Origin of the sequence: Paractinoplanes pyxinae (assembly GCF_026626335.1) — a bacterium.
Taxonomy (GTDB): Bacteria; Actinomycetota; Actinomycetes; order Mycobacteriales; family Micromonosporaceae; genus Actinoplanes; species Actinoplanes pyxinae.
In genome coordinates this window covers 28,257-49,235 of the sequence record NZ_JAPNTZ010000004.1, presented here as the reverse complement: position 1 = coordinate 49,235, position 20,979 = coordinate 28,257, and the positions used below count along the sequence as shown (strand labels likewise).

Below are 20,979 nucleotides of genomic sequence, written 5' to 3'. Positions count from 1 at the left end.
TCGGTGATGCGTCAGAGCTCGCTGGTCGTGGTGGCCAACCGTCTCCCGCTCGATGACAACATCGCCCCCGACGGCGCGTGCGAATGGCGCCGAAGTCCCGGCGGCCTGGCCGGCGCCCTGCACGCCATCCTGGAACAGACCCCGGCCACGTGGGTCGGCTGGCCCGGCGCGATCGGCGAGGCGGCCCGGCTGCCCGACCTGGGCACCCTGCGGCTGCGCCCGATGTCGCTGACCGACGACGAGTTGCGGGGCTACTACGAGGGCTTCGCCAACTCGACACTGTGGCCGCTCTATCACGACGCGGTCGAGCCGCCCGTCTTCGACCGGGGCTGGTGGGAGTCGTACCGCTCGGTCAACCGGCGCTTCGCCGAGGCCGCGGCCGAGGTGGCCGAGCCCGGCGCCACCGTCTGGGTGCAGGACTACCACCTGCAGCTGGTTCCTCAGCTCCTGCGCGAGCTGCGGCCCGACGTGGTGATCGGCTTCTTCCTGCACGTGCCGTTCCCCCCGCCCGAGCTGTTCATGCAGCTCCCCCGCCGGATCGAGCTGTTGCGCGGCATGCTCGGGGCCGACCTGGTCGGGTTCCAGCGGCCGCAGGCGGCCCACAACGTGGCCCAGCTCGCCACCAAGCTGCTAGGTGCGCACGGCGCCGACGACGCGATCACATTGGACGGCCGCGTGATCCGCACGGGCGCCTTCCCGGTCTCTATCGATGTGGCCGAGATGCGGTCGCTCTCGGCCCGGCCGTACGTGGTGGGTCAGGCCCACCGGCTGCGGCACGACCTGGGTTCGCACAAGCGGGTGCTGCTCAGCGTCGACCGGCTCGACTACACGAAAGGCATCGAGCACCGCCTCACCGCGTATTCCGAGCTGCTGCGCGACGGCCGGATCAAGGTCCGCGACGCCGTGATGGTGCAGGTGGCCGTGCCCAGCCGCGAGCGCGTCGAGAACTACCGCGGCCTGCGTGACCGCATCGAGCGCGAGGTGGGCCGTATCAACGGCGAGTACGGGCGGGTCGGCGAGCCGGCCATCCACTACCTGAACCAGCCGTTCGACCGGGCCGATCTGGCCGCGCTCTACCAGACGGCCGACGTCATGGTGGTGACCCCGCTGCGCGACGGCATGAACCTGGTCGCCAAAGAGTTCGTGGCCGCCCGCCGCGACGACACGGGCGCCCTGGTGCTCAGCGAGTTCGCCGGCGCCGCGGCCGAACTCGAGGACGCGTTCCTGGTCAACCCGCACGACGTGGACGGTCTGAAAGAGACACTGCTGCACGCCTTGGCCGCCGACCCGGCCGAGCTGGCCACCCGCATGAAGGCGATGCGCGACCACATCACCACCCACGACATCCACGCCTGGGCCCGCGCCTACCTCACCGAGCTGGAGTTGGCTCGCCCCCTACTGAGCTAATTCCTTGTCGAGCCAGTCCAGGATGGCCTCGATGGGGTCGGCCCAGGCCACGTCGAGCATCAGGTCGTGGCCCATGCCGGGGAAGAGCAGCGGCGCGCTGCCGTAACGGGTGGCGGTGCGGTCGAGCGAGGTCCGCGGCACGATCCGGTCGTCCGGGCTGCCGACCACCAGCACCGGCGGCCGGCCGGCCGGGCGGGGCGGGGGTTCGTGCGTGACCAGTTCGCGCCGGGGCCGGGCGGCCACTCTCTCGACGTACTGCTGGGCCTGGTCGACCGGCATCTCGGGGCCGAAGAGCTGCTTGCGGCTGAGCCTCAGCCGCCCGCCGAACAGGGCCGGCAGCGTGCCGAACGGGTTGGTCCGCAGCGCCGCCCACAGCGTCGGCCAGCCGTCCATCACGGGCGCCGCCAGCACCGCCGCCCGGACCGGGTAACGACCCATCGCGTACGCCACCACGAGTGCACCCGCGCCCTGGCCCACCAGCACGGCCTGCCGCGGCAGCGACGCCGCCACCTGCACCACGTCGTGCACCTGGGCCCGCAAGTCGCCACCCGGTCGCGGGGTGAGCGCGTGTGCCGCGAAGCCGCGGGCGGCGGCGTGCGGCAGCCAGTGCTCGGCGAACGCCCACGCGCCGTGACCGAGCCCCGGCACGAACAGCAACGGCGGGCGGGCGGCGTCGGCGTCCCCGGTGAGCGAGACGACCTCACGCTCGGCCGGAGGCACCGGATCGGTCCAGTCCTCGAAGCGCAGCAGTGGCGAACTCACGATGCGCCCTCGCCGTCCTTCGGTGCGGCCGGGTGCCGCTCGGTGCAGTCGCTCATGCCGCTTCCATCTCGCGCAGCAGGCCCTCGACGGCCCGCAGGTACTCGACGTGGTCGACCTCGAACCAGTGCCTCGGAGTGGGCACCACACGGCGCCGCGACCAGCTCGCTACCGGGCGGGTCGATTCCTTCCGCTGTACGGCGGTGGCGCGCTCGGGGTCGGTCACGCGCAGCCGCAGCCAGCGCGCGACCGCCACGCTCTGCCAGTGCGCCAGCGGGAACAGCCCGAATCCGGCCTGGACCAGCCCCACCACGGCCAGTGTCGGGTGTCGGCGGGCGAACGCGTGCAGGTGCAGATCGGGGCGGCCGTCCTCCGCGATGTCCAGCAGTTCGGGCGCCAGGAAGTCGAAGCGCGGCCGGTAGCCGGTCGCGGTGATCACCAGCTCCGGCTCGACGCGGCGGCCGTCGGCGAGCACGGCCGAGGCGCCGTCGAAGGCGGTCACGTCGGGCACCGGGGTGATCCGCCCCAGCCCCAGGTAGTACGGCAGTCGGCTGTTGACGACCGGGTGACTCTCGTACGGCTGGTGGTCCGGCGCCGGAAGGCCGTGGCGGGTCAGGTCGCCGCTCGTCAACGTGACTGCCCGGCGGTAGAACCACTGGCGCACCCGCAGCGGCAGCCGCCGGGCGGTGATCTGGTCGAACGGGCGGCCCAGGACGTACTCCGGCGCGTGCCAGTAGCCGCGCCGGGTCGAGTGCCAGACCGTGCTCGCCTGCTGCGCCGCTTCGACCGCGATGTCACAGCCGGTGTTGCCGCCGCCGATCACGAGCACCTTGCGGCCGCGCAGCTGAGCCGGGTCTTTGTACTGGGCCGAGTGGATCACCTGGCCGCGGAAGTCGCCCGGGATCTCGGGGCGGGCCGGCGACCAGTTGTGCCCGTTGGCCACCACCACCCCGGCGTACCGCTGCACCCGCGACGAGCCGCCGCCGGTGCTCTGCGTCGTCACGTCCCACCGGCCGTCGCCGACCGGCTCGACCGACACCACCTCGGTGCCGAACCAGACGTCGTCCTCCAGCCCGAAGTGGGCCGAGTAGCGCTCCAGATAGGACAGCACCAGCTTGTGGTCCGGGTAGTCGGGCCACGTGTCCGGCATCGGGAAGTCGGGGAACTCGGTCAGCGGCCGCGAGGTGACCAGGTGGGTGCCGGCGTAGACCGGGCTGCGGTCGTGCCGCCAGTTCCAGGCGCCGCCGACCGACGTCTCCCGCTCGTAGCAGTCGACCTCGAACCCGGCCTCACGCAGGTTCTTGATCGCGGCGAGACCGCTGGCGCCGGCCCCGATGACGCACACGGCGTCGCGACGATCGGCGATGTCGGGAGTGTCGGGCACCCGGCGATATTGCCAGATCTAGGAAGGGATCAACAGGTCCGCGACGACGGGAAGATGATCACTGGCCCGGCGGGCCCGGTCGGACTCGACGATCTCGTACTTCTCGATGGAAATGTCGGGAGTGACGAAGATGCCGTCAATCCGCCGGTTCGGCAGTTTGGCTGGGAAGGTGGGCGCCGCGTCGGGCGACGAGACCAGCCCGTCCTCGACCGTGCGCCAGGCGCCGCCGCCCGGCCCCTCGTTGAGGTCGGCCGCCGCGATCACCGGGCCCTCGACCCGGCTCAGCTCTTCCTTCCACAGGGCGGCCTGGACGGGTCGCTCGGCCGGGTCGGTGGCCAGATGCGAGCCGGTGACCGTGAACCGGCCGTCGCGCACCGAACCGGTGACGAACGCGGCGCCCCGCAGGTGCCGGCCCGGCGTCAGCGGATAGCGCATGCACCACGTCTCGTGCACGGCCACCCGCAGGCTGACCAGCAGCAGGTTGCCCAGCGAGGGCAGACCGCCGGCCGCCACCACCATGCCCACGTCGTCGGCCAGCGCCGCACACTTGTGCCGCCAGCGGAACCGGCGCGGCGCCTCCTGCACGACCAGCACGTCGGGCGCCAGGTCGCGGATGACCTCGATCAGGGCGGCCCGGTCGTCCTTGAGGCCGTGGACGTTGTAGCTGACCACTCGCAGCCGCGCGCCGGACATCAGGCGCGACGGGCCAGGTCGGCCGCGCCGACGACGCCGGCCGTGTTGCCCGTCTCGGCCGCCGCGAGGTCGGCCACCGGGAAGCGGCCGCGCTGTTTGAGCTGGTCGCGGTACGTGGTGCGGGTCGGGCCCATCAGCAGGTCGCCCGCGTCGACCACGCCGCCGCCGACCACCAGGATCTCGGGGTCGAAGCTCTGCGCCAGGTCGGCCATCGCGACGCCGAGCCAGTAGCCGATCTGGGCGAACGCGTCGCGGGCCACGCCGTCGCCGGCCCGGGCCGCCTCGGTGATCTGCCGGCCGCTGATCGCCAGCGGGTCGCCGCCGGCCAGCTCGAGCAGCTGGGCCGCGCGTTCCGGCTCCTGCCGCGCGCCGGCCCGGGCGAAGCGGACCAGGGCGTTGCCGCTCGCGTACTGCTCGAGGCAGCCGAGCCGGCCGCAGCCGCAGGGGTGGCCGTCGGGCACCGACTGGATGTGGCCGAGCTCGGCCGCGATGCCGTTGGCACCGCGCCACAGCTTGCCGTTGATCACGATGCCGCCGCCGATCCCGGTGCCCACGGTGATCATCACCATCGAGTCGGCGTGCCGGGCCACGCCGTACCGGAACTCGGCCCAGGCGGCCACGTTGGCGTCGTTCTCGAGGACGGTGGGCAGGCCGACGGCCTTGGTCACGTAGTCCCGCAGCGGCTCGTCGCGCCAGGCCAGGTTGGGGGCGAACAGCACGGTGGCGCCGGGCGCGTCGATCCACGCCGCCGCGCCGATGCCGATGGCGGTGGCCTGCGGGTACTCGCGCGCGAGTTCGGCCGCGACCTCGACGATCGTGTCGCGGGTGCCGGCCGGGTCCTCGGCGGGGGTGTCCCGGCGGTTCGAAGCCAGCACCGTGCCGTGCTCGTCGACCACCCCACCGGCCACCTTGGTGCCGCCGACGTCGACTCCGATGGTCAGCGTCACGCTGCCCGTCCCCTCTGTCCGTTCACGCCGCGCCGTCGTCGCGGGCCTCGTCGCCCGTCCCGCCGCCACCCTCGGCGCCCGTGTCCCCGGACGCCACTTCCTCAGTCACCGCATCAGGCGCCACGACCTCGCCCTGCGCCGCGCCGCTCTTTCCGGACGCGCCGCCGCTCGCCACATCATGATCGGACGCCACGACCTCGCCTTGCGCCGTGCCGCTCTTTCCGGGCGCGTCGCCGCTCGCCACATCATGATCCACCGTCGGGGCGGAAGCCACTGAGGCAACACCCCCATCAGCGGTGGCCGCCGCCCAGACATCCAACCTTCGTGCGGTACGGGCCCCGGGCCCACCCGGCGCGGCGGTGTCGCCCGCCACCCCCGTGCCCGCGACCGTCCCGGCCGCGCCTGCCGCCTTAACCGCGTTCGCCGCCTCGCGGCGCGCCTTGGCCTGAGCCGCCGCCTCGGCCACGCGGCGTTCCGCCTCGGCCGCCGCTGCCAGCGCCGCTGCCCGGCGCGTGGCCAGCTCGGCCGCGTAGTCGGCAGCCGCGTCCGCCGCGCTGTCGGTCGTCGCCGCCGACCACGGATCACCGCCCTGAGCCCCGGCCCGCTCGCTGCCGCCACTGGTGGAGGTCGCGGCAGACCACGAGTCGCCGCCCACAACCCCAGCCCGCTCGTCGCCTCTGTTGGTGGCCGCCGCCCACGCACCGTCGGCGTTGTTGCGGTCGGCGCCCGCGGCCGAGCCAGTTCCCGCGGCCGAACCGGTGCCCGCAGCCGGGCCGGTCCCGGCGGCCGAGCCGGTGCCCGCGGCCGGGCCCCCACCGGGCCGGGCCGACCTGGTCGCCGCGGACCACGTCTGGTCGGCGTTGGGGGCCGGCGGCGGCGCGGGCGGCGTGGCCGGCTTCGGCCGCTCGCCCACGATCGCCGACACCGAGCGCAGCAGCCCCGCGACCGACCCCGCGAGGTCACCCGCGCTGCCGGCCAGCCGCGCCGCCGTCTGCGGGCTGGGATCGCGCATCGCCGCGATCGCCTTGCACACCGGGCACACGCAGCATTCCGGCTCGCCGGTGGCCCACTTCTCGCCGAACGCCTGACCCGTCACCGCCCGCGCCAGCACCGAGGCGACGAGGCGCTCGGCCTCTTCCCGCGCTGATCCGGCCATCGAACCCTCCCCGCTGCTCAGCTCACTCGGCCGGCAGGCTCTCGACCCGGCGCTTGAGCTGCTTCAGCGCCGTGTCCATGATCATCTTTTCGGCCTTGCGGCGGAACATGCCCAGCATGCCGATCGAGAGCTCGACCTCGAGCGTGTACGTCACCGTGGTGACGCCGCCGGGCCCCTCGGCCAGGTCGTACGAGCCATTCTGGGACTTCTGCGTCTTCGAGGGCTCGACCAGGTGCCACTCGATGCGGGAAAGATCGTCGGCGTACGCGTACTCGAGCGTGTAGTCGTCGGCCATCACCCCGGCGTCGATCACGAAGCGCACCCGGTAGGCGTAGCCGTCCTCGTACTCCTCGAGGACCTCCACCTGCTTCATCGCCTCGGCCCACTCGGGGTAGCGCGCGAAGTCGCTGATGACCGTGGCCACGCGGCCGAGGGGCGCATGGACCTGGATCGACTGCGTCGAGGTGTCCGCCATGCGTGGAGGCTACCTCCCGGCTGCGACAATCCCGGCGGCCGGGCCAGCCGGACGAGCCATCCGGATAGCAGGCGGCTACCATCCGTCAGGTGCCGCTCCTCGCCGACGTCAACGCGCGCGTCCAACCGCTCGCGGTGGCCGCGCGCATCGTCATGCTCGCGCTGGTCGCGGCGCTGACGCTGATCGCCACCGGCGAGCCCGCCCAGCTGGGCTGGATCGCTCTGCTGACCGTGGCCGCGCTGCCCGCGGTCCTCGCTCCGGACCATCACCTTTTCGCCCCGCTGGGCCGCTTCGCCGAGGTCGTCATCACGGGCCTCGCGGCCGGGTCGATCGCCGTGGCCAGCGACCTGAACAACACATTGGACGCGGGCTTCGGCGCCGAGGCGGTGCTGCCCTACCTGGCCGTCCCGCTGCTCACCGCCGCCCTGCGCCGGCGCCCCACCGAGGGCACGGCCCTGCTCGGCGTGGCGGCCGTCGCGATGGTCGTCGGCGGCACCCTGGTCGGCGAGGTCAGCCCGATCACGCAGCCCGGCTTCCTGGCCGCCAGCGGTCAGTGGCTGGTGCTGGGCGCGATCATCACCTTCGCCGCCGACACCATGCGGCAGTTCATGCAGCCGTCCGAGCCCACCCCCCAGCCGTACGCCGAAGCGACCCGCCTGCTCACCCAGCTCCGCAGCGTGGCCCGATCGCTGCCGGGCGCCACCCTCGACCCGGGCGGCATCTCCGAGCACCTGCTCGAGGAGCTGCGCCTGGTCAAGCCGTCCGACCGGGCGGCCGTGCTGTCGGCCAGCGGCGGCGGCCGGCTCGTCGTCCTCGCCCAGACCGGTGTCGAACGCGTCGACTGGGAGGTCACGCTCGACGCCGACTCCGCCATCGCCGACGCCTGGGCCAGCCAGCAGCCGCAGGTGGCCAGCCGCTCGCAGGCCCGGTCGAGCCGCCGCGGGGACGTCTCGTCGCTGGTCGTGCCGCTGGTGGCCGGCGTCCGCACGATCGGGCTCGTCATCCTCGAGAGCGACGTCGCCAACGCGTACCCGAAGGAAACCGTCAGCGAGGTCACCTGGGTGACCGACGCCGCGGCCTTGCGGCTGGAGGCCGCCCTGCTCTTCGACGACGTGCGCTCGCTGGCCACCAATGAGGAACGTCAGCGGCTCGCCCGTGAGATCCACGACGGCGTCGCGCAAGAGCTGGTGATGGTCGGCTACGGCATCGACAACGCGCAGGCGACCCTGCCCGAGGGCGCCGAAGAGACCGCCGAGGAGCTGCGAGCCCTGCGCGCCGAGGTGACCCGCGTGATCACCGAGCTGCGCCTGAGCCTGTTCGAACTGCGCTCCGAGGTGGATCGCAACGGCGGCCTGGCCGCGGCCATCGCGGAATACGCCCGTACGCTCGGCACCTCGGCCGGCCTGCGGGTGCACTTCACTTTCGACGAATCGACGGCCCGGCTGCCCGCCGCCACCGAGGCCGAGCTGCTGCGCATCGCCCAAGAGGCGATCACGAACGCGCGCAAGCACGCCGGAGCCTCTAATCTGTGGGTTACCTGCACCGTCGACCCGCCGTACGCCGAGATCGAGGTCTCCGACGACGGCCGGGGCTTCGCTGACGACCGCCCGGACGGTCGTTACGGTCTGACCATCATGGCCGAGCGGGCCGAACGGATCCGGGGCCGTTTGAAGATCACGCCGCGACACCCCAGCGGGACAACCGTTGCCGTAGTGCTGGGATCTTCCGCAAGGCGCGATAGCGTGCGGAATAGCGTTTCCGCTCCAGAAGGGGAGTAACCCGAGCATGTCGACCAGTCCGGCGCCGACGACGCGCACCAAGGTCCTCCTTGTCGACGATCATGACTTGATTCGTAAGGGGCTGCGACACGCATTCGAGCGCGACCGTCAGTTCGAGGTCGTCGGCGAGGCGGCCACCGCCGCCGAGGCGGTCCGTCAGGCGGGCGCCCTGCAGCCCGACGTCGTGATCATGGACCTGCGCCTGCCCGACGGCAGCGGCCTCGAGGCGACCAAGGCCCTGCGCAAGAACAACGCCAACATGGGCATCGTGGTCCTGACCATGTACGCGGGCGACGACCAGTTGTTCGGCGCGCTCGAGGCGGGCGCCAGCGCGTTCGTGCCCAAGACGGCCCCGGCCGACGAGGTCGTGGCGGCCGCCCGGCACGCCGCTTCTGCGCCCAGCGCCTTCACCGCGGCCGACCTGGCCGAGGCCATGAAGCGCCGGCTGGCCCCCTCGGGCCCGCAGCTCTCCCCCCGCGAGGGTCAGGTGCTGCGCCTGCTGGCCGACGGCATGAGCGTGGCCGGCATCGCCAAGCAGCTGTTCGTCTCGGAGTCCACGGCCAAGACCCACATCTCGAAGCTCTACGAGAAGCTGGGCGCCGCCAACCGGGCTCAGGCGCTGATGACGGCGCTGCGGCTGGGTCTGCTCGAGGCGCCCGACGCCCCCAAGTTCTGACCATCCCCGTTCCACCACGACGTCAGCGCCCGGTCCCCCCACCGGGCGTGTCGTGTTTCTAGGCGCTTCGAGGACGGCTCAGGCGCTTGATCGCCAGGTAGGCCTCGCAGCCCAGGCACAGGCCGAAGGCGGCGTTGAGGAAGGCCGCGAGCAGCGCGAACGCGGTGAAGACGACGCCCAGCGCGGTCAGCCCGGCGAGGTAGCCGACACTCGCGACAGCCAGAAAGCTAAAACCGACCAGCTGCGCGAACCGGACAGGCGCCACCGGCTCGCGTTCGGCCGGGGGCCCCAGCCTCGGGAGCAGCAGGGCGCGATAGACGTACGCGTAGGGACCGCGCCGCGGGTCGGCTGCCGTGATCGCGAAGACAACCGTCTGCGCGAGCGCCAGCCACCCCCAGCCGGTCGCCAGCACGACGACGAGGACGATGCTGGTCAGCGTGGCGGCGAAGCGCTGACCCCGGGGGTCGAGTTCCATCCGCCCAGCGTCGCACCCACGCTCCCGGAAAGCCCTGGTGAGAGGCATCACCGGCGCCGCGGTCAACTTTCCAGGTCGAGCACGACCTTGCGCAGCAGGCCGTTGAGCTGGATCAGCTCCTCGTGCGAGAGGGCCCGCAGCAGGCGCTGATCGCGAGCCATGCCCTCGAAGATGTACTTGTTCCACATCGCCCGCCCGGCCGCGGTCGGCCGGATCAGCACGCGGCGCCGGTCCGTCTCGTCGTTCTCGCGGGTCACCAGCTCGGCCGTGACGAGGCGATCGAGCCGGCTGGTCATGGCGGCCCGGGTGACCTTGGCCGCCTCGGCCAGCTGGGCCGGGGTGGCCTCGATCGGCCACGGCTGGATCATCAGCACGTGCAGGGTCTTGTAGTCCTCGGCCGTGAGCTCCTGGGACTCGGCGAAGGCGACGGCGTCGGCCCGGCGGGCCTCGCGCTGGATGAAGTTCATGCGCACCAGGGCGCCCTCGACCTCGGGGGCGAAGGCCGGTTCGTTCTTCCAGAAGGCCGACCACCGGGCCACGTGCTGGTCGACGCTGTCCTCATCCATGGCGCCATTGTGCCACCGTCTGATTTTTAGATTGCTAATAGTTAGACGGTGAACTAGTTTGCGGTCATGCGGTTCACCGATTTCCAACTGCTCGCCACCGGGCAGACCCTCTCGTGGGTCGGCAACGGCTTCCAGACCGTGGCTCTGGCCGTGGCCGTCGTCCAGGCCGGCGGCGGTCCCGGCGACCTCGGCCTGGTCATGGCCGCGTCGATCGTGGCCCGGCTGGTCTGCACCCTCTTCGGCGGCGTGTGGGCCGACCGTCTGCAGCCGCAGCACGTCATGGTCGCCTCCGACCTCGTACGCCTGCTGGCGGCAGGCGGCATGGCGGTCATGTTCTTCGGCGGCGCCTATCACCTTCCGCTGCTCATGGCCCTGGCCGCACTCTCGACCGGCGCCGCCAGCTTCTTCGACCCCGCCTTCAGCGCGCTGCGCCCGCTGCTGGTGCCGCCGGAGAATCGCCAGTCGGCCAACGCCACCCTGAGCATGCTGCAGACCGGCAGCCAGATCGCCGGTCCCGCGCTGGGCGGCGTGACGGTGGCCGCGTTCGGCGCCTCGGCCGGCTTCACCGTCAACGCCTTCAGCTTCCTGGCCTCGATGGTGGCGGCACTGCTTCTTCGCGTACGGGCGGAGCGCGGCGACCGTACGTCGATGCTCAGCGAACTGGCCGCGGGCTGGCGCGAGATCGCGAAACGCGACTGGCTGCTGTTCGGCCTGTTCGGCGCGACGGTCTACCACATCGCCAACGGCGTGATCCTGGTGCTGGTGCAGGTGGTCGCCATCGAACGGCTGGGTGGCCCGTCGGCCGCCGGTTTCATCGCCGCCGCCGAGGGCCTGGGCGGCGTCATCGGCGCCGCGGTCGCCCTGCGCTTCAAGCCCCGCCGCCTGCTGCGGGCGGGCTGGCTGACCCTGCTGCTGATGCCGCTGTGGGCGCTGGCCTACGTCTGGCCGGCCGAGCTGATCGCCGTCATAGCCGGCGCGATCATCGGCTACGCGGGCCTGATCTTCTTCGACGTGGCCTGGGAGACCGCGATCCAGGACAACGTCCCCCAGCGCATGCTGGGCCGCGTCTCCTCGTGGGACTACCTGACGAGCTTCCTGGCCATGCCCGTCGGCAACGTCCTGGCCGGCCCGCTCGAAGCGACCTACGGAACCTCGAAGGTCCTCACCGTCTGCGCCGCGGTCCTGTTCCTCTCGGCCGCCACCCAGTTCCTGGTCCCCGGCACCCGAACCCTCACTCGCGCCACGGCCGCGTCACCCGCCGACCCCGGCCCGGTGCCCGAACTGCCCGACGCCGTCAAAGAACCTCACCCAGAGCAGCAATCAACTGCGGTTTCCCCGGTACGCCGGTAGCCCTCTTGGCAACTCGGCCCTCACCGTCCAGCACCAGCAGGGTAGGCGTCCGCCAGATCCCCAGGGCCCGCACCGCGTCGAGGTGGCTCTCCGCATCCACCTCGACGTGCTGCACCCCCGGCACGATCGCGGCCACCTCGGAACTCACCCGCCGCACCGCCCGGCAAGGCGCACAGAACGCCGACGAGAACTGCAGCAGGGTGGCCTTGGCCTCCCCCACCCCCAGCTCCCGCAACAGCTCCGCATCCAGCCGAGCCCCAGCCCCACTCGGATCGGATCCGGCCCCCTCGATCACGCCCGGTTCCTCCCCCACATCAGCCACCACCAAGCCCCCGGCCCGCGCAGCCTGACCCTCGCCCGCCCCCGAAGCTACCTCGCCGCCCCCGCCCTCGGGCGTGCCCAGCACCACGGCCTCCGAAGCGCTCTGCACCACGCCCCCCGAAGCGCTCCGCGCGGCGGCACCTGAAGTGCTCCGCACTACGGCCCCCGAGCTCAGCGCCGCGGCACCTGAAGTGTTCCGCGCTACGGTCCCCGAGCTCAGCGCCGCGGCACCTGAAGTGCTTCGCGCTACGGTCCCCGCCTCGCCGACGGGCGCAGGCGACACTCCGCCGCCGCGCCGCGTCGAGTAGTCCTTCAGCCGGCCGTCGTTACGCCGCCGCAGAAGCCCGATCACTGTCCCGACGACCAGCACAGCCAGCACCACCCCAAGCCCTACCAGGTCCATAGGACAACAATGTCACGACACCAGCCCCGCAGCGAGCCCGCGCGTCCACCAGCCGCGCCCCATCCACCAGCGCTTCGCGCACCGCGCGGCGCCCAGCAGCGCAGCGCACCGCACCGCACCGCGTCCGCCAGCGCTTCGCGCACCGCACCGCATCCGCCAGCGCTTCGCGCACCGCACCGCACCGCATCCGCCAGCGCTTCGCGCACCGCACCGCACCGCGCCCACCCAGCGCCGGCTCGCCCCGCCGCCCACGCCAGCACTGGTCGCTCAGCCGTCCCCGCCGGTCCAGCGGCCCACGCTCGCCGCCAGCTCGCGGAGGCACCGACCGGCCCGCGACCCACCCACACCCGCCACCCATACCCGCTCGGCGCCAGTTCACAGAATCACCGACCGGCCCACGACTCACCTCCACTTGCCGCCAGCCGCCAGCCGCCAGCCGTTCAGCGTCTTACTCGGCAACGGTTCACCCAGCGGCCCACGCCCATCACTCACCGGTCACCGGCCCCCGCCCGCCCACCGACCACCGGCCACCGGCCACCGGCCACCGGCCACGGTCCCAAGCCTGCCGGCTCAGCAGGCCGTGCCCGTCTGAGGTCGGTGAGTTACGTCCCTGCGAGCAGGCGGGTCAGGCGGGCGGCCTGGGTCTCCCAGCGCCACTCCGCCTCGACCCAGGCGCGGCCGGCGGCGCCCATGACCTTGGCCTTGGTGTGGTCGGTCAGCAGGTCGGTGAGGCGGGCGGCGATGGCTTCGACGTCCGTGCCGCCGACGACGTAGCCGGTTTCGCCCTCGCGGACGGCGTCGGGGGCGCCGCCGGAATCGCCGCCGACGACCGGGAGGCCGGTGGCCGACGCTTCCAGATAGACGATGCCCAGGCCCTCGACGTCGAGGCCGGCGGCCCGGGTGCGGCACGGCATGGCGTAGACGTCGCCCGCCGCGTAGTGGGCGGGAAGCTCGGGCCAGGGCACCGAGCCGGTGAAGACGACGTCGCGGGCCACGCCGTGCTCGACGGCCAGGCGGGCCAGGCGCTTGCGGTCAGGGCCGCCGCTGACCAGCAGCAACGCGGCCTCGGGGACGCGGCGGCGGATCGTCGGCAGGGCCTTGATCAGCATGTCCTGTCCCTTGCGGGGCACCAGGCGCGAGATGCAGACGATGACCGGGCGCCCGGTCAGGCCGTGCCGGGCGCGGACCTCGCTGCCGTCGACGCCGGGGTGGAAGGCGTCGACGTCGACGCCGGGGGCCAGCCGCTCGAGCGACGTGAGGCCGTGCAGGGCCCGGTCGAGCCGGGTGCGCTGGTAGTCGCCGAGGTACGTGATCACGTCGTTGCCGCGGGCTATGCGGCGCAGCAGCGTGCGGGCGCCGGGCAGGGCGGCCCAGCCGATCTCGTGCCCGTGGGTGAGCGCGACCGCCCGTTCGATGCCGGCTCGCCGGCGTAGGCCCTCAGCCAGCAGGCCAAGCGGCGCCGCGGCCCCGAACCAGACCCGGTCGCAGTCGTGGGCACGCGCGATTTCGGCCGCCCGGCGGGCCACCGCGGGCGTCGGCAACAGGATGCCCGTCTTTTCACGCACCACTTCGAACGGCTGCTCGGCGTCGAAGGCGGCGGCGCCGCGCCAGGTGGACGCGTAGACGACCACCGAATCGGCCGGCTGCCGCACGGCCAGGTTGTGGACGAACTGCTGGATGCCGCCGGGCCGGGGCGGGAAGTCGTTGGTGATCAGCAGCGTGCGCCCCATCAGCGGTCACCCCGGGCGAAGGCGCGCGCGGCGGCCATCCGTTCCACCGTGGACGGGTGTGACGCGAACAAGACGTGCTCCCAGGCGGGCGGATCGGGGTCGGACAGGTTGACGGTGCCGAGGCGGCGCTGCATGGCCTCGAACGTCGCCGGGTCGCCGGTCAGGACGAGCGCGTGCTGGTCGGCCCGGGCCTCGATGCGCCGCGACACGAAGGCCTGAGCCGGACCGGCGACCAGCCCGGCCAGCGCGACCACGGCCAGCAGCAGGCCGATGGCTTTCGGCTCCCCGATCGTGTCGGCCCCGGCCCGGTTGAGCAGCCAGCCCCACGAGCCGAGCAGGAAGAGCGCGATGACCGCAGCCGCCGTGCCCAAGGCGCCGAGGAGCGTGCCGGTCAGGACGTCACCGTCCTTGGCGTGGCCCAGCTCGTGCGCGGCCACGGACACCACCTCGGCCGGCTCGGCCTCGGTGAGCATGGTGTCGTAGACGACGATGCGCCGGGTCGGCCCGAGACCGGAGACGTATGCGTTCACGGCCTTGGTGCGCCGGGACGCGTCGGCCACCAGCACGTCTTTCACCGGCACACCGTCACGGGCGGCCAGCTGGATCAATTCCGTACGCAAGGGACCGTCGGGCATGGGCGTGAACTTGTTGAAGACCGGCTCGACCAGCACCGGCAGCACGAACGAGAGCAGCACCACCAGGCCGGCCGCCCCGGCCGCGCCGAACGCCCACCACCAGCGCGGCGCGAAGTGGGTGACCGTGTAGAACCCGGCCAGGGCCAGGCCGCCGATGACCGCGCCGACCGCGAACGACTTCAGCAGGTCGACCGACCAGGCGCCCCAGGACTGGGTGGAGATGCCATAGCGGACGACGATGGTGTGCCGCCAGGCCGCGAGCGGCAGGGTCACCACCTCGGACACCAGCACCACCAGGAAGCCGCCGAGCACCGCCTGGGCCAGCCAGTGCCCGCCGAACGGCCGGCCGGCCTGGGTGACCAGCCACGCGCCGATCGGGGTGAGGCCGATGACCAGGGCGATCACCAGCCCCAGGATCATCGAGGCGTAGCTGCCGGGGCGCAGCTCGGACCGGAACTCGCGGGCCCGGGCCACCTTGTCGGCCGGCAGCTGCCGCAGGGCGTCGAGCTGGTCGGGACGCGGAGCGGGCGGACGGTGCCACGGGATGACCAGCAGGGCCACCACGGCCAGGGCGATCAGTAGGACCGCCAGCGTGCCGGCCGCCCAGAGCCGATTCATCCCCACCTCCACAACGCACCGTGACCGCCCATCCTAGAGACTCGCGATCACGCCACGTGACGCCCATGCGGGTACAGCGGGACCACCACCGGCGGCTCGGGCGTCTCGAGCAGCTCGACATCGAAGCCGGCCAACTCGAACACCTCGATCGCCCGCAGCTCGCCCGGAGTCAGGTCGGCGATGCCGTCGGGGGTGTTCATCAGGGCCCCGACCAGGCAGCCGGAACACTCGGCCGACGTCTGGTCGCACCGACCGCAGTCGATGATCATCACTCCTCCTCCCCGGGTGGCGGCGCGATCTTGGGGACGTCGCGGACCGACCACCATCGGTGACCATCACGGTAGGGGTGGGGTATGACAAAAACGGGAAACGGCAGTTCAGGAGCGTGACAGGCGGCGCAGCAACGAGTCCGCCCCCATCGGGTACGCGCCGTGCCGGCGCACGCCGTCGGCCACCTCACGGTCGGACGAGATGACCACGATCGGCCGGCCCGCCGGCTCGCCGCGCACCAGCTGGCGAATCAGCTCGTCGGCAGTGTCGCCCTTACGCGAGAACAGCACCCGCACCCCGCGCGGCGCCGGCGGCAGGCCGTGCACCCGCTCGGCCCCGTCGAAGACGACGGTCACCTCGTCCCCGGTCTGGGCCGCGATGCCGCCGAGCCCGGTGATCAGGCGCTTGCGCTGCTGCTCGAGCGACATCTCGGCGAAGCCACGCTTGGTGACGTTGTAGCCGTCCACGATCAGGTGGGCCCGGGGCAGGGCGAGCAGCTGGTCGAGGCGGCCGGGGTCGTCCGTGTCCTGCGCGCGGGCCTGGGAGCGCTCGGGCGAGCCGGGGCGGTCGGCCGCGGCGTCGGCCACGAAGTCGGCCGGCATCTTGTCGGCCGGGTTGAGCGCGAGCTCGCGGCGCAGCCCGGAGGCGGCCTGGCCGATCGTCTCGATCAGCAGCCAGAGCCGGGCGTCGTCGGCGGCGCGGGCGTCCTTGGCGGCGGCCTTGCCGGTGGCGGCCAGCGCCTCGGCCTCGGCCAGGCGGGTCTTCATCCGCCGGATTTCGGAGTCGTGGTCGGCCGCGGTGCGCGACGCGCGCCCCTTCTCGGTGGCCAACAGGTCGCTCGCGCGTTTCTGGGCGGCCTGGGCCTCGCGCAGCGCTTTGGCCGTGGCGCGCGACTCCTCGCGCAGCTGGCCCAGCTCCTCGCGGACGCGGGCGAGCTCGTCGCGAAGCTTGTCCGCCTCGACCTTGGCCACGGCCCGGTCGTGCTCGGCGCGGGCCGCCCGCTGCTCGGCGTCGCGCAGCTGGGCGGCGACGGCCGCACTGTCGGCCTCGGCCAGCACGGCGTGGCCGGCCGCCTCGACCAGCTCACGCCAGCCGTCGGGACGGGCCAGGTAGGCCAGCGCGGCCACCTCGACCGGGTCGGCCGCGGCCGGGGCCATGCCGGAGGCGACGGCGGCCCCCAGGTCGCCGGTGTCGGACACGACGCGGCCGCTGATGCGCTGGCGGAACAGCGGGTCGGCGGCGAGCTGGGCGGCGATCTCACGCCCGCCGAGCCGAGCCCGGCGATTCGGGGCGAAACGGGCGACCTTGCGCATCTGCGCCGGCATCTCGTCGGCCGGCAGGCTGGGCAGGGCGGCCGCGGCGAGGACGGTGATGCGCTGGCGGACCGGCTCGGGCAGCACAGGCTCGGGCAGAACCGGCTCGGGTGCGAGCTCCCCGTCCTGAACGGCCGCCCCCTGATCGGGGCGGTCGCCGGGTGGCAGGAGCTCTGACATCTACCCATTCTCCCACCGTGAGCCGGAGAAACGCTTGTCGAAGCAAGTGATCTTTTCTCCGGCCGCGCCCGTTCTTGTCATACCCCCGCTCTAATCTCCCCGCCGTGGCACAACCGGCATATGTCCAGGGCACTCTGGACACGCTTCTCAGCGCCGACGGGTCGGTCGACCCGGCGGCGCTCTCCCTCGCCGACACCACTTTCGTGGTGCTCGACCTCGAGACGACCGGCGGCGCGGCCGACGGCGCCGGCATCACCGAGATCGGGGCGGTCAAGGTACGCGGCGGGGAGGAGCTGGGCATATTCGCGACCCTGGTCAATCCGGGTGAGCGGCTGCCACCCTTCATCACCGTCCTGACCGGCATCACCGAGGCGATGCTGGCCCCCGCTCCCCCGATCGAGTCGGTTCTCCCCAGCCTGCTCGAGTTCCTGCGCGGCGCCGTGCTGGTGGCGCACAACGCGCCCTACGACGTCGGCTTCCTCAAGGCGGCCTGCGCCCGGCACGGCTACACCTGGCCCAACCCCCGCGTGCTCGACACGGCCGCCGTCGCCCGCCGCGCGCTGACCCGCGACGAGGTGCCCAATCGCAAGCTCGGCACGCTGGCTCAGTTCTTCCACGCCACCGTCCAGCCCACCCACCGCGCACTCGACGACGCCCGGGCCACGGTCGACGTGCTCCACGGCCTGATCGAGCGGCTGGGCAGCTTCCGGGTGCACACCGTGGGCGATGCGATCGAGTTCGCCAAGGCGGTCACCCCCACCCAGCGCCGCCAGCGCCACCTCGCCGACGGCCTGCCCCACGTGCCCGGGGTCTATGTCTTCCGCGCCGCCGACGACCGCCCGCTCTACGTGGGCAAGTCGAAAGACATCGCCACCCGCGTACGGAGTTATTTCACCGCCAGCGAGAAGCGGGCGCGCATCTCCGAGATGCTGGGCGCCGCCACCCGGGTCGAGGCGCTGCAGTGCGCCCACCCGCTCGAGGCCGAGGTGCGCGAACTGCGCCTGATCGCGGCCCACTCCCCGCCCTACAACCGCCGGTCGAAATATCCGGAACGCGTGGTCTGGCTCAAGCTCACGGCCGAGGCCTACCCGCGCCTGTCGGTGGTCCGCGCCCTGGCCGACGACAACGCGGCCTATCTGGGCCCGTTCTCGTCGCGCCGGACGGCCGAGCTGGCCGCGGCCGGGGTCTACGACGCCGTCCCCCTGCGCCAGTGCAGCCACAAGCTCTCGGTGCGCACCCCCACGCCGGCCTGCGCCCTGTCCGAGCTGGGCCGCTGCCCCGCGCCCTGCGAACACAAGATCACCCCGGAGGAGTACGAGGTGACGGCCGCGCTGCCGTTCCGCACGGCCCTCGACGGTGATCCGTCCCAGGTGGTCGACGCGCTGATGACCCGGATCGAGACGCTTTCCGACAAGCGCCGGTACGAAGAGGCGGCCGTCCTGCGCTCCCGATTGATCGCCCTGCTCCGGGCCACCGTCCGCATGCAGCGGCTGGCCGCCATGACCAGACTGGCCGAGATCGTGGCGGCCCGGCGCGACGGCATCGGCGGGTGGGAGATCGTGGTCGTCCGGCACGGCCGGCTGGCCGCCGCGGCCACCTCGCCGCCCCGCGAGCACCCTCGGCCCACTCTCGACGCGGTCCGCCTGACGGCCGAGACAGTCCTCCCCGGACGAGGCCCGGTGCCGGCCGCCTCGGCCGAAGAGACGGAGCGGATCCTGGCGTGGCTCGAACTGCCGGACACCCGGCTGGTGGAAACTTCTGGCGACTGGGTGTCACCGGTTCGTGGCGCGGCGCGGTTCACTTCCCTGCTCAACCGGGCCGAGGCGGCCGCTTCGGGTAAAGACTCGTCCGTTCGCTCATCGGTAACTGACCGTTCGGATGACGCTCGCTCGCTTAGGCTGTAAGGCAAGTGAAATCCCGGGTCTGGTTCGCGGGGCTTCACGACGATTTGGCCACCGGTTTCCCGCGGTCCCCCGCGGTGCGGCCGGCAGCCCGGTGGTGAGGGGGTGTCCAGTGGACGTCGACGCCGGCCACGGCGCCGCCCTTGGACGTGCCCTGCCGACTTCCGAGCGCGAGATGTCGCTCACACAGCGCCTGCGCTCCTTCCTGAGCCTGCCCGGCAACGATGACGATCCAGTGACGACGCTGACCCGGGCTCATCGCAATGTGCACCCGTCGGCCGACGCCGGCGTCCTGCGGCGCAGCTACGCGATCGCCGAGAACATGCATCGCGGCCAGATGCGCAAGTCGGGCGAGCCCTACATCACCCACCCGCTCGCCGTCGCCCAGATCTGCGCCGAGCTCGGCATGGACACGACCACGCTGGTCGCCGCACTGCTGCACGACACGGTGGAAGACACCAGCTACACCCTCGAGGCCCTGCACGGCGACTTCGGCCCCGAGGTGACCCACCTGGTCGACGGCGTGACCAAGTTCGACAAGGCGTTCTACGGCAAGGCGGCCGAGGCCGAGACGATCCGCAAGATGATCGTCGCCGCCGGCAAGGACGTCCGCGTCCTGGTGATCAAGCTGGCCGACCGGCTGCACAACATGCGTACGCTGGACGCTCGCTCGCCCGCGAGCCGGGCCCGCATCGCCACCGCCACGCTCGACGTGCTGGTCCCGCTGTGCGACCGGCTGGGCATCCAGGCCCTCAAGCGCGACCTCGACGACGTGGTTCTCTTCCACCTCGAGCCCGAGTCCTACGCGCGCATCGACGAGCACGTCAAGAACCGCCCTGGCTGGGACGACTACCTCGACGAAGTCAGCTCCCGGGCCCGGGCGGCGCTGCGCCGCCAGCGGGTGACGGCCGAGGTCACGGCCCGCCCGCGGCACTACTACTCGATCTGGAAAGACACGGTCGCCGGCGGCCACAGCGTTCCGTTCGACCTGCCCCGCATCGCGGTCGTGGTCGACGGGCCGGAAACCGACTGTTACGCCGCCCTCGGCGCCATCCACGGCCAGTGGCGCCCCGTGGCCGGCCGGTTCAAAGACTTCATCGCTTCCCCCAAGAACAACCTCTACCGTTCGCTGCACACCACGGTGACCGGCCCCGACGGGCGCCTGGTCGAGGTGCTGATCCGCACCGAGGCGATGCACCGCTACTCGGAGTACGGCGTCGCCACGACCTACCGGTATCCGAAGTACGCGGAAACCGCCGAGGCCTCCGGCGCCGACCAGCTGACCTGGCTGAAACGAGTGCTCGACTGGCAGCAGGACACGACCGACGCCGCCCAGTTCCTCGCGTCGCTGCGGTGCGACCTGGCCGAGGCTCAGATCACGGTCTTCGCCCACGGACACGCCTGCGAACTGCCCAGCGGCTCCACTCCGGTCGACCTGGCCTACGAGCTGAGCCCGCAGACGGGCGACCAGTGTCTGGCCGCGACGATCAACGGCCGGCTCGCCCCGCTCAGCTCCCAGCTCCGCGACGGCGACGTGGTCGAGATCTTCTCCGAGACCGACGGTCATGTGGAGGTGGAGCCGAACGCTCCTCGCGGCCCGCGTCGCGAGTGGCTCGGCTTCGTGAAATCGAGCCAGGCCCAGCTTCAGATCAACAAATACTTCGACGAGAAGAACGAGCCCGGCATCAGCATCGCCGACAAGGTGCGGCTGGGCCGGGCCACCATCGGGCTGACCCTGCGTAAGCACGACCGCGGCCTGGCCAGCGAGGTCCCCCTGCGCCGCCTGGCCGAAGAGATGGGCTACCCCGACCTCGAGACCATGCTGGTCGCGGTGTGTGAGCGCACCCTCGAGCCGGACACGGTGGTCGAGCAGCTCATCGCCCTGGTCGATCATCCCGACTGAGCCGCCTCCGGGCGGGCGGCGGCACCCCGCTAGCCTGGA

Annotated in this window: 19 protein-coding genes; 6 read left to right on the top strand and 13 right to left on the bottom strand. The window is 72.5% G+C overall.

The features are described from left to right. Positions 1-6 precede the first annotated feature (6 nt). Positions 7-1,407: an alpha,alpha-trehalose-phosphate synthase (UDP-forming) gene (locus tag OWR29_RS11425; protein WP_267562668.1), complete on the top strand. Its 1,401-nt coding sequence runs from the start codon at positions 7-9 to the stop codon at positions 1,405-1,407. Here OWR29_RS11425 and OWR29_RS11420 read toward each other — a convergent pair. The 6 genes from OWR29_RS11420 to OWR29_RS11395 are packed head-to-tail and all read right to left on the bottom strand — an operon-like array spanning position 1,396 to position 6,821. Further along, entirely contained in the window at positions 1,396-2,169 is a 774-nt protein-coding gene (locus tag OWR29_RS11420; protein ID WP_267562667.1) for an alpha/beta hydrolase, read from the bottom strand. The two genes, OWR29_RS11425 and OWR29_RS11420, sit on opposite strands and share 12 nt — an antisense overlap. A 52-nt stretch (positions 2,170-2,221) precedes the next feature. Further along, positions 2,222-3,550, bottom strand: coding sequence for a flavin-containing monooxygenase (locus tag OWR29_RS11415; protein WP_267562666.1), 1,329 nt, complete (start codon positions 3,548-3,550; stop codon positions 2,222-2,224). A gap of 18 nt (positions 3,551-3,568) precedes the next feature. Continuing rightward, the gene (locus OWR29_RS11410) at positions 3,569-4,243 is read right to left on the bottom strand and encodes an endonuclease/exonuclease/phosphatase family protein (RefSeq protein ID WP_267562665.1); all 675 of its coding nucleotides are present in this window, start codon (positions 4,241-4,243) and stop codon (positions 3,569-3,571) included. After that, the gene (locus tag OWR29_RS11405; RefSeq protein ID WP_267562664.1) at positions 4,243-5,190 is read right to left on the bottom strand and encodes an ROK family glucokinase; all 948 of its coding nucleotides are present in this window, start codon (positions 5,188-5,190) and stop codon (positions 4,243-4,245) included. Before OWR29_RS11405 ends, OWR29_RS11410 begins: the two co-directional genes overlap by 1 nt. 22 nt (positions 5,191-5,212) lie before the next feature. Continuing rightward, positions 5,213-6,346 (bottom strand): hypothetical protein, encoded by a 1,134-nt coding sequence (locus tag OWR29_RS48265; RefSeq protein WP_438872579.1) that lies wholly within the window; start codon positions 6,344-6,346, stop codon positions 5,213-5,215. A 22-nt stretch (positions 6,347-6,368) separates the two neighbouring features. Beyond that, complete coding sequence (locus OWR29_RS11395; protein WP_267562663.1) at positions 6,369-6,821, bottom strand: SRPBCC family protein; 453 nt, start codon at positions 6,819-6,821, stop codon at positions 6,369-6,371. An 89-nt stretch (positions 6,822-6,910) separates the two neighbouring features. Here OWR29_RS11395 and OWR29_RS11390 point away from each other — a divergent pair, with 89 nt between their 5' ends. Next, positions 6,911-8,599: a sensor histidine kinase gene (locus tag OWR29_RS11390; protein WP_438872578.1), complete on the top strand. Its 1,689-nt coding sequence runs from the start codon at positions 6,911-6,913 to the stop codon at positions 8,597-8,599. Between the two features lie 7 nt (positions 8,600-8,606). Beyond that, positions 8,607-9,275, top strand: a complete 669-nt coding sequence (locus OWR29_RS11385) for a response regulator transcription factor (RefSeq protein WP_020512124.1) — start codon at positions 8,607-8,609, stop codon at positions 9,273-9,275. A gap of 58 nt (positions 9,276-9,333) precedes the next feature. Here the strand turns inward: OWR29_RS11385 and OWR29_RS11380 are convergent, their stop codons facing one another. After that, complete coding sequence (locus OWR29_RS11380) at positions 9,334-9,750, bottom strand: DUF4395 domain-containing protein (protein WP_267562662.1); 417 nt, start codon at positions 9,748-9,750, stop codon at positions 9,334-9,336. Between the two features lie 62 nt (positions 9,751-9,812). Then, the gene (locus tag OWR29_RS11375; RefSeq protein ID WP_267562661.1) at positions 9,813-10,316 is read right to left on the bottom strand and encodes a MarR family winged helix-turn-helix transcriptional regulator; all 504 of its coding nucleotides are present in this window, start codon (positions 10,314-10,316) and stop codon (positions 9,813-9,815) included. Between the two features lie 66 nt (positions 10,317-10,382). Here OWR29_RS11375 and OWR29_RS11370 point away from each other — a divergent pair, with 66 nt between their 5' ends. Then, positions 10,383-11,666 carry an MFS transporter gene (locus OWR29_RS11370; protein ID WP_267562660.1) on the top strand — a complete coding sequence of 428 codons (1,284 nt, stop codon included), beginning with the start codon at positions 10,383-10,385 and terminating at the stop codon, positions 11,664-11,666. Here OWR29_RS11370 and OWR29_RS11365 read toward each other — a convergent pair. From OWR29_RS11365 to OWR29_RS11345, 5 genes are all read right to left on the bottom strand, one after another. Continuing rightward, a complete protein-coding gene (locus tag OWR29_RS11365; protein WP_267562659.1) occupies positions 11,611-12,096 on the bottom strand; it encodes a TlpA family protein disulfide reductase in 486 nt (161 codons plus the stop codon). The genes OWR29_RS11370 and OWR29_RS11365 overlap by 56 nt on opposite strands. A gap of 896 nt (positions 12,097-12,992) precedes the next feature. Further along, positions 12,993-14,120: a glycosyltransferase family 4 protein gene (locus OWR29_RS11360; RefSeq protein WP_267562658.1), complete on the bottom strand. Its 1,128-nt coding sequence runs from the start codon at positions 14,118-14,120 to the stop codon at positions 12,993-12,995. Then, entirely contained in the window at positions 14,120-15,373 is a 1,254-nt protein-coding gene (locus OWR29_RS11355; RefSeq protein ID WP_267562657.1) for a M48 family metallopeptidase, read from the bottom strand. The genes OWR29_RS11360 and OWR29_RS11355 overlap by 1 nt, the downstream gene beginning before the upstream one ends. 47 nt (positions 15,374-15,420) lie before the next feature. Then, entirely contained in the window at positions 15,421-15,642 is a 222-nt protein-coding gene (locus tag OWR29_RS11350; RefSeq protein WP_267562656.1) for a hypothetical protein, read from the bottom strand. A gap of 108 nt (positions 15,643-15,750) precedes the next feature. Next, a complete protein-coding gene (locus OWR29_RS11345; protein ID WP_267562655.1) occupies positions 15,751-17,136 on the bottom strand; it encodes an NYN domain-containing protein in 1,386 nt (461 codons plus the stop codon). Between the two features lie 104 nt (positions 17,137-17,240). Here OWR29_RS11345 and OWR29_RS11340 point away from each other — a divergent pair, with 104 nt between their 5' ends. Continuing rightward, complete coding sequence (locus OWR29_RS11340; RefSeq protein WP_267562654.1) at positions 17,241-19,040, top strand: DEDD exonuclease domain-containing protein; 1,800 nt, start codon at positions 17,241-17,243, stop codon at positions 19,038-19,040. 109 nt (positions 19,041-19,149) lie between these two features. Then, on the top strand, positions 19,150-20,940 hold the full coding sequence (locus OWR29_RS11335; RefSeq protein ID WP_267562653.1) for a RelA/SpoT family protein: 1,791 nt from the start codon (positions 19,150-19,152) through the stop codon (positions 20,938-20,940). Positions 20,941-20,979: the final 39 nt, after the last annotated feature.

Excerpts from the sequence above, each read along its gene's own strand:
- OWR29_RS11425 (WP_267562668.1), top strand. The coding sequence starts at position 7 with ATGCGTCAGAGCTCGCTGGTCGTGGTGGCCAACCGTCTCCCGCTCGAT.
- OWR29_RS11410 (WP_267562665.1), bottom strand. The coding sequence starts at position 4,243 with ATGTCCGGCGCGCGGCTGCGAGTGGTCAGCTACAACGTCCACGGCCTC.
- OWR29_RS48265 (WP_438872579.1), bottom strand. The coding sequence starts at position 6,346 with ATGGCCGGATCAGCGCGGGAAGAGGCCGAGCGCCTCGTCGCCTCGGTG.
- OWR29_RS11395 (WP_267562663.1), bottom strand. The coding sequence starts at position 6,821 with ATGGCGGACACCTCGACGCAGTCGATCCAGGTCCATGCGCCCCTCGGC.
- OWR29_RS11385 (WP_020512124.1), top strand. The coding sequence starts at position 8,607 with ATGTCGACCAGTCCGGCGCCGACGACGCGCACCAAGGTCCTCCTTGTC.
- OWR29_RS11380 (WP_267562662.1), bottom strand. The coding sequence starts at position 9,750 with ATGGAACTCGACCCCCGGGGTCAGCGCTTCGCCGCCACGCTGACCAGC.
- OWR29_RS11375 (WP_267562661.1), bottom strand. The coding sequence starts at position 10,316 with ATGGATGAGGACAGCGTCGACCAGCACGTGGCCCGGTGGTCGGCCTTC.
- OWR29_RS11370 (WP_267562660.1), top strand. The coding sequence starts at position 10,383 with ATGCGGTTCACCGATTTCCAACTGCTCGCCACCGGGCAGACCCTCTCG.
- OWR29_RS11360 (WP_267562658.1), bottom strand. The coding sequence starts at position 14,120 with ATGGGGCGCACGCTGCTGATCACCAACGACTTCCCGCCCCGGCCCGGC.
- OWR29_RS11355 (WP_267562657.1), bottom strand. The coding sequence starts at position 15,373 with ATGAATCGGCTCTGGGCGGCCGGCACGCTGGCGGTCCTACTGATCGCC.
- OWR29_RS11350 (WP_267562656.1), bottom strand. The coding sequence starts at position 15,642 with ATGATCATCGACTGCGGTCGGTGCGACCAGACGTCGGCCGAGTGTTCC.
- OWR29_RS11345 (WP_267562655.1), bottom strand. The coding sequence starts at position 17,136 with ATGTCAGAGCTCCTGCCACCCGGCGACCGCCCCGATCAGGGGGCGGCC.